This is a genomic window from Ochrobactrum sp. PL_is483, from assembly GCF_055816855.1.
Window position 1 is genome coordinate 17,609 of the sequence record NZ_JBVPGS010000021.1, and the last position, 13,690, is coordinate 31,298.

The 13,690-nt window shown below is 58.1% G+C and carries 10 protein-coding genes; 6 read left to right on the top strand and 4 right to left on the bottom strand.

Annotated elements, in window-relative coordinates; genetic code table 11:
• The first annotated feature begins 36 nt into the window (after window positions 1-36).
• Together AC0TNJ_RS02210 and AC0TNJ_RS02215 are read left to right on the top strand one after the other, a co-directional pair.
• Window positions 37-453 (top strand): VOC family protein, encoded by a 417-nt coding sequence (locus AC0TNJ_RS02210; RefSeq protein ID WP_473770095.1) that lies wholly within the window; start codon window positions 37-39, stop codon window positions 451-453.
• Between the two features lie 39 nt (window positions 454-492).
• On the top strand, window positions 493-978 hold the full coding sequence (locus AC0TNJ_RS02215; protein WP_473770096.1) for a VOC family protein: 486 nt from the start codon (window positions 493-495) through the stop codon (window positions 976-978).
• On the opposite strand, the gene AC0TNJ_RS02220 is transcribed toward AC0TNJ_RS02215, so the two are convergent.
• The gene (locus AC0TNJ_RS02220; RefSeq protein ID WP_473770097.1) at window positions 975-2,180 is read right to left on the bottom strand and encodes an FAD-binding protein; all 1,206 of its coding nucleotides are present in this window, start codon (window positions 2,178-2,180) and stop codon (window positions 975-977) included. The two genes, AC0TNJ_RS02215 and AC0TNJ_RS02220, sit on opposite strands and share 4 nt — an antisense overlap.
• A gap of 45 nt (window positions 2,181-2,225) precedes the next feature.
• Window positions 2,226-2,480 carry a zinc-finger domain-containing protein gene (locus tag AC0TNJ_RS02225; protein ID WP_122003467.1) on the bottom strand — a complete coding sequence of 85 codons (255 nt, stop codon included), beginning with the start codon at window positions 2,478-2,480 and terminating at the stop codon, window positions 2,226-2,228.
• A gap of 347 nt (window positions 2,481-2,827) precedes the next feature.
• On the opposite strand from AC0TNJ_RS02225, the gene AC0TNJ_RS02230 reads away from it, so the two are divergent.
• Together AC0TNJ_RS02230 and ppx are read left to right on the top strand one after the other, a co-directional pair.
• Entirely contained in the window at window positions 2,828-5,059 is a 2,232-nt protein-coding gene (locus AC0TNJ_RS02230) for an RNA degradosome polyphosphate kinase (RefSeq protein WP_473770098.1), read from the top strand.
• Window positions 5,056-6,594 carry an exopolyphosphatase gene (gene ppx, locus AC0TNJ_RS02235; RefSeq protein ID WP_122003465.1) on the top strand — a complete coding sequence of 513 codons (1,539 nt, stop codon included), beginning with the start codon at window positions 5,056-5,058 and terminating at the stop codon, window positions 6,592-6,594. Before AC0TNJ_RS02230 ends, ppx begins: the two co-directional genes overlap by 4 nt.
• A 75-nt stretch (window positions 6,595-6,669) precedes the next feature.
• Here the strand turns inward: ppx and rnd are convergent, their stop codons facing one another.
• Window positions 6,670-7,827: a ribonuclease D gene (rnd, locus tag AC0TNJ_RS02240; protein ID WP_473770099.1), complete on the bottom strand. Its 1,158-nt coding sequence runs from the start codon at window positions 7,825-7,827 to the stop codon at window positions 6,670-6,672.
• A gap of 225 nt (window positions 7,828-8,052) precedes the next feature.
• Here rnd and aspS point away from each other — a divergent pair, with 225 nt between their 5' ends.
• Window positions 8,053-9,840 (top strand): aspartate--tRNA ligase, encoded by a 1,788-nt coding sequence (aspS, locus tag AC0TNJ_RS02245; protein WP_473767277.1) that lies wholly within the window; start codon window positions 8,053-8,055, stop codon window positions 9,838-9,840.
• Between the two features lie 86 nt (window positions 9,841-9,926).
• On the opposite strand, the gene AC0TNJ_RS02250 is transcribed toward aspS, so the two are convergent.
• Window positions 9,927-11,123, bottom strand: a complete 1,197-nt coding sequence (locus tag AC0TNJ_RS02250; protein ID WP_473770100.1) for a hypothetical protein — start codon at window positions 11,121-11,123, stop codon at window positions 9,927-9,929.
• 223 nt (window positions 11,124-11,346) lie between these two features.
• Between AC0TNJ_RS02250 and parC the strand changes: the two genes are divergently transcribed.
• Complete coding sequence (parC, locus tag AC0TNJ_RS02255; RefSeq protein ID WP_473770101.1) at window positions 11,347-13,659, top strand: DNA topoisomerase IV subunit A; 2,313 nt, start codon at window positions 11,347-11,349, stop codon at window positions 13,657-13,659.
• The last annotated feature ends 31 nt before the right edge of the window (window positions 13,660-13,690 follow it).

Here is a 13,690-nt window from a genome sequence, read left to right on the forward strand (position 1 = left end):
GACCAGGCCGTCTGGCCTATTAACGGAGGAAATCCCATGCCGAAAATGATTTTCGTAAACCTGCCAGTGAAGAATGTCGCGAAGTCGACAAGCTTCTACGAAGCCATCGGCGCCACCAAGAACCCCATGTTCTCGGACGAAACGGCTTCCGGCATGGTCTTTTCAGATACGATCCATGTGATGATCCTCGACCACGACAAATTCAGCCAGTTCACGCCAAAGAAGATCGCCGATGCCAACACGGTCAGCGAAGTGCTGGTCTGCCTGTCCGCCGAAAGCAAGGCCGAAGTGGATGCGACGGTGGAGAAGGCGGTGAATGCAGGCGGAAAGGCCGATCCCGGCCCGAAGCAGGATTACGGCTTCATGTATGGACGCAGCTTCGAAGATCTCGACGGCCATATATGGGAGATGATGTGGATGGACATGGAAGAAGCCAAGAAGGTCATGGGCTAACGCCCCGGATAATGACCACACAAGGCAAAGGAGGAGAAAATGTCAGGTTTGACGATCTGTCTCTGGTTTGACGGCACTGCCGAAGAAGCCGCGAACCACTATGTCTCGATCTTCCGCGCGTGCGGGAGATCGGCTTCGATTGATGGCGCGATCCGTTTCACGCATGGCCACCAGCAAAACGAGGATCAGCCGGTCACGGTGAACTTTACCCTCGACGGGCAAAAAATATGCGGCCTGAACGGTGGTCCGCAGTTCAAGTTCTCACCGGCAAGTTCGCTGATCGTGCGATGCAGGGATCAGGCGGAAGTGGATGCGTTCTGGGAAAAGCTGCTGGAAGGCGGCTCGCCAATGGAATGCAGCTGGCTGACCGACAAATACGGTCTTGCATGGCAGATCGTGCCCGACATGCTGCTGGATATTCTGCAGGATGGTGCGCCGGACGTCCGTCAACGCGTGGCGAACGCCATGATGAAGATGGTCAAGATCGATATTGCGACATTGGAGGCCGCACGCGACGCGGCTTAATCCCGTATGGCCGCGACGGCGTCATAGCCATAAAGCCAGTCCAGATCCTTAAGAAAGCTGTCCGGGCGGCGCATGGCGAAAAGCGCGTTGCGGCCAAGCGCGAAAATGCCGGTCGCGTGATAGGCAAACCTGTTCAGCTGGCCGCGTTTGGCGACCGCAGCGATCCGTGCCTTGCGGGCGACATCAAAGCGCTTGAGCCCGGCTTCGTGTTCGTTGCCGTCCAACGCTTGCGCCAGCGCTGCCGCATCCTCGATTGCCATGGCGGCACCTTGCGCCGCGAAAGGCGTGACTGCGTGTGAGGCATCTCCGAGAAAAATTGTCCGGTCAGGCCCGACGAATTGAGCATCCGGTATTTCAAAAAGCGGCCAGTAGGTCCAACCATCGGCAGCCGCCAGCACATCGCGGACGGGCGCGCCCCATTCCGAATAGATGGACCGCAGACGCGCCGCATCGCCGGTTCTGGACCAGACTTCACCGGGATTCTCGCCCGTGGTGATGGCGACGAAGTTGAAGAAATCGCCGCCCTTGACCGGATAAGCGATGAAATGCGCCTTGTCGCCGAGCCATGCGGAGACAGATTTGCGTTCCGGCATGACGTTCAGGAAGGAAGCGGGCAGGGCGCTGGCGGTAAGCGTCGTGCGCCATGCGATATGGCCGCTGAACCGCGCCTTGCTGAAACCTGCCTTTGATCGTTCCGCCGACCAGACGCCATCGCAGGCGATCAGATAGGCAGCGCCGACAGATTCTTCGGAGTTGGCGTGACGGATGGTTGCCGCAACGGCTCCATTTTCGACGCGATGATTTGTGATTTCAACACCAAGGCTGATCTCGATGTTTGGCTGTTCGCGGCAGGCATCGAGGAGTGCCGATTGAAGGTCGGCGCGATGACAGACTGCATAGGGATACTGCCAGCGCTGGCGAGCCTTGTCGCCAAGCTTCATTTCCATCAGCGGACGCGCTTTACGTCCATCCATGAGATAGAGCGATTCCGGCGTCACCGCTTGCGTGGAAAGACGGTCTGCGACGCCGAGCCGTTGCAGATGGCGCATCGCGTTGGGGGCGAGTTGTAGGCCAGCGCCGACTTCCGAAAGGGTCTCTGCCTTTTCGATAAGCCGGACGTTCCAGCCGCGTGCTGCCAATTCCAGCGCTGCCGACAGGCCAGCAACTCCGGCCCCGGCAATCAATATGCGCCCTCTGCTCATGTCGGTGAGACCCTCCGGAGTTCAGCCCCGGATCAGCAGCCGGGATCAGGCTGCTTTATCGGCAGGTGCTTCGTAAGCGCAGCCAGCCGGAACGGTTTCGTCGGCATGGAGCTTTGCATTGTAGCGATAGAGCGTCGAGCAATACGGGCAAACGACTTCGCTTTCATCGCCCATGTCGAGAAACACGTGCGGATGATCAAAAGGCGGGTTTGCACCGACGCACATGAATTCCTTCACGCCGATTTCGATGGCAGCATGGCCGGCGTCGTTCTGAAAGTGAGGAATGATGTGATCGGACATAACATGCTCCGGTTCTGGTCGATGGGCGGTATGGGCTTGGTCTTGCGCCGAGTGCCGGGCAAGATCATGCATAGACATTGGCATGCGTGTAGCGCGAAAGTCTTGTTTCCGGAAGCGTTTTCATCAATTCTGAGGACATTTCAAGCTATATGCTATCAAACTGTCATATGACAGCCATAGGCTTATGGCGCACCCCGAAAAGTGTGAAGCGGTTTTCGGGATCAGATGTGCTTAAAGCAAAAAGGCAGAGCCGGAATGTTCCGGCGGAAGTCGGGACAGGAAAAATGAGCGAAAACAGCGTTATGGCGAGCGAAACCCCCAGCGCACTCCAAGGCGGGACACACGAAATGACAGCCGGACAGGCCCCCACTCCCCCCATCGTTCCCGACATGGATGCAGCCCCCGACATTCACAAAGCTTTGAATGGCGAGCTGATGGAAAGTGCCGACCGCTTTGTCAATCGCGAGTTTTCCTGGTTGCAATTCAATCGGCGCGTTCTCGATGAAGCCGCGAACATGCGGCAGCCCTTGCTCGAACGCCTCCGCTTCCTGTCCATTTCCGCCGCCAATCTCGATGAATTCTTCATGGTCCGCATCGCCGGTCTTGCCGCGCAGGTGCGCGCTGGTGTGGCGATGCGCAGTGCCGATGGACGCACGCCGCAGGAACAGCTCGATTTCGTTCTGGACGAGGTAGGGCGCTTGCAGGAAGAGCAGCAGCAACGCCTGCGCGCCTTGCGTGAGGAGCTGGAACAGGAAAGCATTGAGATCGTCCGCCCGTCCGCGCTTTCAAAGCCGGAGAAGGAATGGCTCGAAAACCACTTCCTTGAGACGATTTTTCCGGTCCTGACACCGCTTTCCATCGATCCGGCGCATCCGTTTCCATTCATTCCGAACCTTGGTTTTTCCATCGCATTGCAGCTTGCGCGGCGCGCCGATAACCATCCGATGACGGCGCTCCTGCGTATCCCGGTTGCATTGAAGCGCTTTATCCAGCTGCCGACGGATCAGGCCAATGTCTATCGTTTCATCACCATCGAGGATGCAGTGAGCCTGTTCATCGGGCGGCTTTTCCCCGGTTATGAAGTGCGCGGCGCCGGTACGTTCCGCATCATCCGCGACAGCGATATAGAAGTCGAGGAAGAGGCGGAAGATCTGGTTCGCCTCTTCGAGACAGCGCTGAAACGCCGCCGCCGCGGGCAGGTGATCCGTATCGAGTTCGACGGTGAAATGCCCGAAGCGCTGCGCGTTTTCGTGGCGACGGAACTGGGCGTTTCCGAAAACCGCATCAGCGTTCATGAGGGCCTGCTGGCGCTAAACATGATTTCGGAGATCGTTTCGATCCCGCGCGAGGACCTCAAATTCGTATCCTACAACCCGCGTTTCCCCGAGCGCATACGCGAACATGGCGGCGACTGCTTCGCAGCGATTCGCGAAAAGGACATCGTGGTTCATCACCCTTATGAATCCTTCGACGTCGTGGTGCAGTTCCTGCGGCAGGCCGCAGCCGACCCGGACGTACTGGCCATCAAGCAGACGCTTTATCGCACCTCCAACGATAGCCCCATCGTGCGCGCGCTGGTGGATGCCGCCGAGGCCGGCAAGTCGGTGACGGCGCTGGTCGAGCTGAAAGCCCGTTTCGATGAGGAAGCCAACATTCGCTGGGCGCGCGATCTGGAACGCGCCGGCGTACAGGTGGTGTTCGGCTTTATCGAGTTGAAAACCCACGCGAAAATGTCACTGGTGGTGCGCCGCGAAGACCAGAAGCTGCGCTCCTATGTGCATCTTGGCACCGGCAATTATCATCCGATCACGGCGCGCATCTACACCGATCTGTCATTCTTCACGTCGGATGCCGATATTGCGCGCGATGTGGCCCATATCTTCAATTTCATCACGGGCTATGCGCAGCCTGCCGAAGAGATGAAGATCGCGATTTCACCTTTCACGCTGCGCGCCCGCATACTGAAACACATCGAGGATGAAGTCGCCCATGCGAAGGCCGGGCGTCCGGCGGCCATCTGGATGAAGATGAATGCGCTGGTTGATCCACAGATTATTGACGCGCTCTATATGGCGAGCCAGGCGGGTGTGCAGATCGATCTCGTCGTACGGGGCATCTGCTGTCTGAGGCCGGGGGTTCCGGGGCTTTCCGACAATATTCGCGCCAAATCGATTGTCGGGCGTTTTCTCGAGCATAGCCGCATTTTCTGCTTTGGAAACGGCAACGACCTGCCGTCCGACAAGGCCATCGTCTATATTGGCTCCGCCGATATGATGCCGCGCAATCTGGATCGCCGCGTGGAGACCCTCGTTCCGATCACAAATGCCACAGTGCACCAGCAAATCCTGTCGCAAATCATGTTTGCCAACATAATTGATAACCAACAGAGCTATCAGCTACTTGCGGACGGCACCTCTCGCCGGATAGAAAAAGAGGCAGGAGAGGAAGCTTTCAACGCGCAGGAATATTTCATGACCAATCCTAGCCTATCGGGTCGCGGAAAGTCGCTGAAGTCTTCGGCCCCCCGCCTTATCGCGCATCGCAAGCGTGCGCAGGCGGAAAGAAAAACGACTGCATGAGTCCAGCTGTAGCACAAGGCCGCCTCAAGGGGCTGAAACCCGTTGCGGTCATCGACATTGGCTCGAACTCGATCCGTGTCGTCATCTATGAAGGCATCGTCCGTTCGCCGACGGTGCTTTTCAACGAAAAGATTCTCTGCGGCCTTGGCAAAGGCCTCGCAAAGACCGGCAAGCTCAACGAGAAATCCGTTGAAGCGGCACTTCGCGCGCTCAAACGTTTTCGCGCTCTGGCCGAGCAGGCGGGCGCGGTTTCCATTCACGCGCTGGCAACTGCGGCAGCGCGTGAAGCGAAGAACGGTCCCGACTTCATCGCTCAGGCGGAAGCCATTCTTGGACGGCACATCGAGGTGCTGTCCGGCAAGGAAGAAGCCTACTATTCAGCGCTCGGGATCATCTCCGGCTTCTACAAGCCGAAGGGTGTGACGGGCGATCTCGGTGGCGGCAGTCTTGAACTGGTCGCCGTGGACGATCACGAGGTCGGCGAGGGGATCACCTTGCCGCTCGGCGGCTTGCGCTTGCAGGATATGTCCAACGAGAAACTGCCCGAGGCGACGAAGATCGCGCGTGCGGAACTGGCGAAGGCGACGCTTCTGAAAGCTCATCAGGGCCAGGTTTTCTATGCGGTTGGCGGCACGTGGCGTAACCTTGCCAAGCTGCATATGACGGCGAAGAATTATCCGCTGCATGTCATGCACGGCTACGAGATGAACCCGGTGGAAGCGCAAAGCTTCCTGAAGCGCGTCGCCAAGGGCAATCTCGACACGATGCGCGGCATCGAGGCAGTTTCAAAGAACCGCCGCCAGCTTTTGTCTTACGGCGCGACGGTGCTACTTGAGACGATCCGCCTGATGAAGCCCGCCAAAATTGTTTTCTCGGCGCTCGGCGTGCGCGAAGGCTATCTTTATTCGCTTCTACCCAAGAACGAGCAGCTTCTTGATCCGCTCTTGGCTTCGGCGGAAGAGTTTTCCATTCTGCGCTCACGTTCTCCGCGCCATGCCCGGGAGCTCGCGACATGGACGACATTGTCCCTGCCGGTACTCGGTTTTGACGAAAGCGACGACGAAGCGCGCTACAGGCAGGCCGCCTGCCTCGTGGCCGATATAAGCTGGCGCGCGCATCCTGACTATCGCGGCTCGCAGGCGCTGAACATTATCGCCCACGGCTCGTTCGGCGGTATCGACCATGCGGGACGTTCCTTCATGGCGCTTGCCAATTATTATCGTCACGAAGGGCTGATCGAGGACGAAATCGCGCCGGAGATCGTGCAACTCGCCACGCCGCGCCTGCGCGAACGGGCAAAACTGCTCGGGGCCTTGCTGCGCGTGGTCTATCTTCTGTCCGCTTCGATGCCCGGCGTCATCCCGCGCCTTGTCTGGCGCGAGGAAGAAAACGGCGTTGCGCTGGTCGTTCCCGGCGATCTTGCCGATCTGATTTCGGACCGTCCCGAAGGCCGGTTGCAGCAACTGGCAAAACTGACGGGCAAGAACATCTATTTCGCGGTCGGCGACGGCGCGATTGAGGGAACGAGGGAATAAGGCAGTAAGTGAATAAGGCAGTAAGGCAGTATGTTTAGCGCGAGCATTCACATAATGCCTTACTGCCTTATTGCCCTACTGCCCTAACTCCACCGCCCTTATCCGCCGGTTCTCGAATTTGATGCCGATCTTGCCGTCGATGAGGTCGAGGGCCTTCTGGCCGAAAACTTCGCGGCGCCAGCCATGCAGGGCAGGCACGTTTGCCTTGTCGCCTTCTGCGGCGATCTTGTCGATGTCGTCAGAACTCGCCACAATCTTTGCTGCGACCCCGTGTTCTTCGGTGACCAGCTTCAGCAATACCTTGAGAATATCTGCAGCCGCCGCGCTGCCTTCCGGCGAATGGGACGGCTTTGGCAATTTGGGCAAGTCCTCCTTCGGGATTTCAAGCGCCGACTGGATCGCGACGACGAGACCTGCCGCCTGTGCGGAACGCTCCCAACCTTTCGGGATTGAACGAAGACGTCCAAGCGCTTCCGCATCGCGCGGCTGCTGCTGGGCGATTTCGGCAATCGTGTCGTCCTTGATGATGCGTCCGCGCGGCACATTGCGTTCGCGGGCTTCACGTTCGCGCCAGGCGGCGACGGCCTGCACGATTGCCTGCTCGATTGGCTTGCGAACACGCGCCTTGACCCGCCGCCATGCATCGTCTGGATGAAGATCGTAGGTTTCGCGGGAAGTCAGCACCGCCATTTCCTCGTTCACCCACTCGCTGCGACCCTCTTTCTCCAGTTCCTGTTTCAGATAGAGATAAATGTCGCGCAAATAGGTCACGTCCGCCAGCGCATAGTCGAGCTGCTTGTCGGAAAGGGGGCGGCGTCGCCAGTCGGTAAACCGGGACGACTTGTCGATATGCTTGCCGGTGACTTTCTGCACAAGCTGGTCATAGGAAATGGCATCGCCAAAGCCGCAGACCATCGCTGCCACCTGACTGTCGAAGACAGGCGAAGGGATCAGGTCGCCGAGGTGGAAGACGATTTCGATGTCCTGTCGCGCGGCATGGAAAACCTTGACCACTTTTTCGTCGGCCATCAGGCGGAAGAAGGGTGCGAGGTCCAGCCCCGGCGCGAGAGCGTCTACAAGCGCCGTGTGGTCGGGCGAAGCCATCTGGATAAGGCACAATTCCGGCCAGAACGTCGTTTCGCGGATGAATTCCGTGTCGACTGTGACGAAATCGGATTTGGCAAGGGCGGATACGGCCTCTTCGAGGGCCTCTGTCGTCGTAATAAGATGCATGGTTACCTTTTAGAGAAAGCGCGGCCGCTTGTCCCGAAAGAATGCGCAAAACGCGCCGTATAACAAGTGCAAATAGTGTTTTTTGTCGATACTTTGCGTCAAGACGCCCGAACCTCGACGCTTGCAGAGAGTGCAGACTTGACAAAACCCGGGCAAAATGCGCTTTTCCGCCAGAATTTGCAGCGCTTTGCCTGCACTGATTTATCTTACCAAAAGGCAGAAATCATGCATCGTTACCGCAGCCATACCTGCGCAGCCCTTCGCAAGACGGACGTTGGTTCGACTGTCCGTCTGTCCGGCTGGGTTCACCGCGTCCGTGACCATGGCGGCATTCTCTTCATCGATCTTCGCGATCATTACGGCATTACCCAGATCGTGGCCGATCCCGATTCGCCCGCCTTCAAGGTTGCTGAAACCGTTCGCGGCGAATGGGTTATCCGTGTCGATGGTGAAGTGAAGGCCCGCGCAGACGATGCGGTCAACGCCAACCTGCCGACCGGCGAAGTGGAAATCTTCGCAACGGAAATCGAAGTGCTGGCGGCTGCCAAGGAATTGCCGCTGCCGGTCTTTGGCGAGCCGGACTATCCGGAAGACATTCGCCTGAAATACCGCTTCCTCGACCTGCGCCGCGAAACGCTGCACAAGAACATCATGAGCCGCACGAAGATCATCGCCGCGATGCGTCGCCGCATGACCGAGATCGGCTTCAACGAGTTCACCACGCCGATCCTGACGGCTTCCTCGCCGGAAGGCGCGCGCGACTTCCTCGTGCCGAGCCGTATTCACGAAGGCAAGTTCTATGCGCTGCCGCAGGCACCGCAGCAGTACAAGCAGCTTTTGATGGTTGCCGGTTTCGACCGCTACTTCCAGATTGCGCCGTGCTTCCGCGACGAAGACCCGCGCGCCGACCGTCTGCCGGGCGAGTTCTACCAGCTCGATCTTGAAATGAGCTTCGTGACCCAGGAAGAAGTCTGGGAAACGATGGAACCCGTCATGCGCGGCATTTTCGAAGAGTTCGCCGAAGGCAAGCCGGTGACGCAGAAATTCCGTCGCATCGCCTATGACGATGCGATCCGCACCTATGGTTCGGACAAGCCGGACCTGCGCAACCCGATTGAAATGCAGGCCGTGACTGAACATTTTGCAGGTTCGGGCTTCAAGGTCTTCGCAAACATGATCGCCAACGACCCGAAGGTTGAAGTCTGGGCAATCCCGGCCAAGACGGGCGGAAGCCGCGCATTCTGCGACCGCATGAATTCCTGGGCGCAGGGCGAGGGTCAGCCGGGCCTCGGCTATATCTTCTGGCGCAAGGAAGGCGACAAGCTCGAAGGTGCCGGCCCGATTGCCAAGAACATCGGCGAAGAACGCACCGAAGCGCTGCGCAACCAGCTTGGCCTCGGCGATGGCGATGCCTGCTTCTTCGTTGCCGGTCTGCCCTCCAAGTTCTACAAGTTCGCTGGCGATGCCCGCACCCGCGCAGGCGAAGAACTGAACCTCGTCGATCGCGACCGTTTCGAACTCGCCTGGATCATCGACTTCCCGTTCTACGAATGGGACGAGGACAACAAGAAGCTCGACTTCGCGCACAACCCGTTCTCCATGCCGCAGGGCGGCATGGACGCGCTGGAAAACCAGGATCCGCTCGCCATCAAGGCCTATCAGTACGATCTCGTCTGCAACGGCTTTGAAATTGCGTCCGGCTCGATCCGTAACCAGCTGCCGGACGTGATGGTCAAGGCTTTCGAGAAAGTTGGTCTCAGCCAGCAGGACGTGGAAGAGCGTTTCGGCGGTCTCTACCGTGCGTTCCAATATGGCGCGCCTCCGCATGGTGGCATGGCTGCCGGTATCGACCGCGTGATCATGCTTCTGGTCGGCGCGAAGAACCTGCGCGAAATTTCGCTGTTCCCGATGAACCAGCAGGCGCTCGATCTTCTGATGAACGCGCCTTCGGATGTGACGCCCGCGCAATTGCGCGACCTGCATATCCGTCTGGCCCCGGTGCAAAAGAGCTGAAGCCCACATGAAAAAAACCCGGTGTCGAGCCGGGTTTTTTATTGCCTTTGAAAAAGTCCGGTGAGAAAACTCACCGGACTTATCGTTTAATTGTTGGCGTCGACGCTGACTTTCAGAAGCTGGATGATCTTCGTCGGGTCCAGCGATGCCGTGGCAACGATGGAAGCGAAGGTCACCGGCTGGTCGGGCGTCGCGCTGATGGTCAGCGACTTCGGATCGTCGAAGAACTTGTCGGACGCGGCCTTGAGCTGCTGGGCAAATTCCGGGTTCTTCAGCTGCGTTGCCATCAGCGGAACCATCATCTTCATCTGCTGGCCAAGCTGCTTGCCATCCGCGCCCTGTTGCTTTCCGTAATAATCCAGAACCTTCTGGGTCAGGGTATCGTTGTCGAAACGGATCGACAGGTTCTTGAGGTTCAGCTGTTCCGCAAGACCAAGAATGGCGAGACCAGCGGCATCCTTGTCCGCATCGGCCTTGCTCATGTTTTCCTGTGTCTTCTGGACGGCTTCGAGGAAAGCCAGATCATACCCGCCAAGGCTGCCGGTGATGTTGATCTTGCCGAGTTCCTTTGCCTCAAGCTCCAGCTGGTCCAGCGACGTGTCGCCGGAAGTCGGCGACCAGCTGCCCTTGGAGGTCAGCGAGCCGTTGAACGTGTTCATATCGAGCGGCGCAAGCGGGTTCTTGCCGCCTTTTTCAAAGGTCGCGTCGATATTGGCTATGTTCCAGACATAGCCGATCTTCTCAGCCTTATTGGTAGTGTCGAGCGACAGGTCGAAGCCCTTCACCGTGGCGCCGTCTTTGCCGGGCGTGCCGAACAGGATTTCGTCGATCTTCAGCTTGTCGTACATCACCATGCTGTCGAGCGGGCCCTTGGCCTTTTCCGACGGAATATGCAGGTTCTGCATGATAAGGCCCTTCATTTCGGCCTTGTCATTCTTGCCGGACTGACCGGCAAACGCCAGGTCTGGCACGGTGACCTGTTCGATGCTGTAACCGCCGTCCGGTGCATCCTGCACGTTCTGGAGCGTCACGTCGCCGATGGCGGTTTCCTTTTCGCCCACCGTCGGCAGCTTGATCTTGGTGCCCTGAAGCACGATGTCGGAGCCGTTTGCCTGAACATTGGCGAAGCTCAGTTCGCCGCCCTGTTTCGCGTAGAGCGCCTTGATGCGCTCGGCCACCGCATTGGCGTCAGCGGCCATGGCTGCGCTGCCGAATACCAGCGAAAGCGCTGTACCGGCGGCCAAAACACGTGCCGCTGGCTTGATGTTGACGAAAACCTGCATTCGAAAGCTCCTGCCTAGTCTTTAATGTAGCGCGGCATTCATAGGCAGAAATCATGTGCAACAACAACATGATTTGTTCAGCCTGCGATTGCAGCAGGGGAAATCCAACCGAATAGCTCTATAGGACGCAAATGGCGGCAGGATTGCGACTATTACACACTAATGTACTGGATTGGTTCTCCTGAACTCTTGCTGGCGAATCGCGCAGTTGGTACGAAGAGACATGGGAAAAAGTCTGATTCCGCCGGACGACGGCGAAGAACACATCGAGCGGGTCGATCTCAAGTCGGCTCTCGAGGAACGTTACCTCGCTTATGCGTTGTCGACGATCATGCATCGTGCGCTGCCGGACGTGCGCGACGGCCTGAAGCCGGTGCATCGCCGCATCATGCACGCCATGCGCCTGTTGCGCCTCAATCCCGATCAGGCCTATGCGAAATGCGCGCGTATCGTCGGCGACGTGATGGGTAAGTTCCATCCCCACGGCGATGCGTCGATCTACGATGCGCTGGTGCGTCTGGCGCAGGATTTTGCCGTGCGTTATCCGCTGGTGGACGGGCAGGGCAATTTTGGCAATATCGACGGCGATAACGCCGCCGCCATGCGTTATACCGAAGCGCGCATGACGGAAGTGGCGACGCTGCTGCTCGAAGGCATCAACGAAAACGCCATCGATTTTCGTCCGACCTATAATGAGGAAGACGAGGAGCCCATCGTCCTTCCGGGCGCTTTCCCGAACCTGCTGGCCAATGGTTCTGCTGGCATCGCGGTCGGCATGGCGACCAACATTCCGCCGCATAATGTGGCGGAGCTTTGCTCATCGGCGCTTTATCTGATCAATCATCCCGATGCGCCGGTGGAGGAACTCGTTACCTCGCCGGAACAATATGCGGAAATCGAACAGGAAGCGAAGACCGATCCTGCTGCGCTGTTGAAGACCAAGGTACGCGGCCCGGATTTCCCGACCGGCGGCATCCTTGTCGAAGAGCATGGCAATATTGTCGATGCCTATCGCACTGGTCGCGGCGCATTTCGCGTTCGCGCGAAATGGGAAAAGGAGGAGGGCAATCGCGGCACATGGGTGATTGTCGTCACCGAAATTCCCTATCAGGTGCAGAAGTCACGCCTCATCGAAAAAATCGCCGAATTGCTGCTGGCGAAGAAGCTGCCGCTCCTTGACGACATTCGCGACGAGTCGGCGGAAGATATCCGCATCGTTCTGGAGCCGAAGAACCGCACCGTCGATCCCGAGCTGCTGATGGAATCGCTGTTCAAGCTGACCGAGCTTGAAAGCCGCGTTTCGCTCAACATGAACGTGCTGTCGCACGGCAAGGTCCCGAACGTTCTTTCGCTGGGCGCGGTGCTGCGCGAATGGCTCGACCACCGCAAGGAAGTGCTTGTCCGCCGCTCGCAGTTCCGGCTGGCGGAAATCGAAAGACGCCTGGAAATTCTTGGCGGCTTCCTGATTGCCTATCTCAATCTGGATGAGGTGATCCGCATCATCCGTGAGGAGGATGAGCCGAAACAGGACTTGATGCGGACATTCGAACTGACAGACGTTCAGGCTGAGTCGATCCTCAATATGCGTCTGCGTTCGTTGCGCAAGCTTGAGGAATTCGAAATCCGCAAGGAGTTCGATGACCTCACCGCCGAGAAGACCGATCTCGAAGGGTTGCTTGCTTCCGGTACACGTCAGTGGAAGAAGATCAGCGCCGAAATCAAGGCCGTGCGCGAAAAATTCGGACCGAAGACCAAGCTTGGGGAGCGCCGTACCCATTTTGCCGAAGCGCCGACCCATGATCTGGAAGATATTCATCAGGCGATGATCGAGCGTGAGCCGGTCACGATCGTTGTATCCGAAAAGGGCTGGCTGCGTGCGATGAAGGGGCATCTGGCCGATTTCTCGACGCTGTCCTTCAAGGAAGGCGACAAGCTCAAGCTCGCTTTCCATGCGGAAACCACCGACAAGCTTCTGTTCTTCACGACCGGCGGCAAGTTCTTCACCATTGGCGCGAACACACTGCCGGGCGGTCGCGGTCATGGCGAGCCGATCCGCATTCTTGTCGACATGGAAAACGATCAGGATATCCTGACAGCCTTCGTCCACGATCCGGCGGCGAAACTGCTGCTGGTATCGCATGAAGGTAATGGTTTCATCGTTCCTGAAAGCGAGGCTGTCGCCAACACCCGCAAGGGCAAACAGGTGATGAACGTCAAGGCGCCGGACGAGGCGAAGCTTTGCCAGCGGGTTTCCGGCGATTATATCGCGGTCGTCGGCGAAAACCGCAAGATGGTGGTCTTCCCGCTTTCCGACATTCCCGAAATGACACGCGGCAAGGGCGTGCGCCTGCAAAAGTACAAGGATGGCGGTGTATCCGACGTCCGCACCTTTGCCATTGCCGAAGGGCTTTCCTGGCAGGATTCGGCAGACCGCACGTTCAATCGCAATAAGGAAGAGCTTGCCGAATGGATAGGCGCGCGTGCTTCTGCGGGGCGTCTGGTGCCGAAGGGTTTCCCGCGTTCAGGCAAGTTTTAAATCGGTCCTGACCCTAGAAGTTGCGGTCGAT

What these genes read in the sequence shown, in the direction of transcription:
- AC0TNJ_RS02210 (WP_473770095.1), top strand. Translation starts at nt 37, where the DNA reads ATGCCGAAAATGATTTTCGTAAACCTGCCAGTGAAGAATGTCGCGAAG.
- AC0TNJ_RS02215 (WP_473770096.1), top strand. Translation starts at nt 493, where the DNA reads ATGTCAGGTTTGACGATCTGTCTCTGGTTTGACGGCACTGCCGAAGAA.
- AC0TNJ_RS02220 (WP_473770097.1), bottom strand. Translation starts at nt 2,180, where the DNA reads ATGAGCAGAGGGCGCATATTGATTGCCGGGGCCGGAGTTGCTGGCCTG.
- AC0TNJ_RS02225 (WP_122003467.1), bottom strand. Translation starts at nt 2,480, where the DNA reads ATGTCCGATCACATCATTCCTCACTTTCAGAACGACGCCGGCCATGCT.
- AC0TNJ_RS02230 (WP_473770098.1), top strand. Translation starts at nt 2,828, where the DNA reads ATGACAGCCGGACAGGCCCCCACTCCCCCCATCGTTCCCGACATGGAT.
- ppx (WP_122003465.1), top strand. Translation starts at nt 5,056, where the DNA reads ATGAGTCCAGCTGTAGCACAAGGCCGCCTCAAGGGGCTGAAACCCGTT.
- rnd (WP_473770099.1), bottom strand. Translation starts at nt 7,827, where the DNA reads ATGCATCTTATTACGACGACAGAGGCCCTCGAAGAGGCCGTATCCGCC.
- aspS (WP_473767277.1), top strand. Translation starts at nt 8,053, where the DNA reads ATGCATCGTTACCGCAGCCATACCTGCGCAGCCCTTCGCAAGACGGAC.
- AC0TNJ_RS02250 (WP_473770100.1), bottom strand. Translation starts at nt 11,123, where the DNA reads ATGCAGGTTTTCGTCAACATCAAGCCAGCGGCACGTGTTTTGGCCGCC.
- parC (WP_473770101.1), top strand. Translation starts at nt 11,347, where the DNA reads ATGGGAAAAAGTCTGATTCCGCCGGACGACGGCGAAGAACACATCGAG.